A 462-nucleotide genomic window follows, 5' to 3' on the forward strand; every position below is an offset into this window, starting at 1 on the left:
ACACAAGTGAATAAAAAAATACATAAGCAGTTGCAAAGCGCCTGAAAACAAAAAAGAGTAGTACCCTGACGATAAAAAATCGTCAGTTTGTACTACTCTTAGAATGTACCAGATAAAAATAAATGGCCTTGCTTAAGCTTCTGCAGAAAAGATGCATCTGCAGGATATACTGCTTATTTAATTGTCCGCAGGTAAATGAGCTTGATGCATAGGCTTACTTGCGGTTTTGAAGAACTTAGTTTAAGTGTATTTGAAATACAGGGGAATGTCAAGCAACGTTAAGTTTGTTTAAAAGAAGTTCTTTTTGTACGTAGAGGTTTCTTGGTATGGTATAATGGTTGATATACTGGGCAGGCAGAATAGAGTGTTGTAGTTCCCCGGTGGTTCTTGGTATGGTATAATGCTAAAGATATCGGCGTTGATATGGCCGACGTTGTAGTTCCCCGGTGGTTCTTGGTATGG

Source organism: Phascolarctobacterium succinatutens YIT 12067, from assembly GCF_000188175.1.
In the GTDB taxonomy this organism is placed as follows: Bacteria; Bacillota; Negativicutes; order Acidaminococcales; family Acidaminococcaceae; genus Phascolarctobacterium_A; species Phascolarctobacterium_A succinatutens.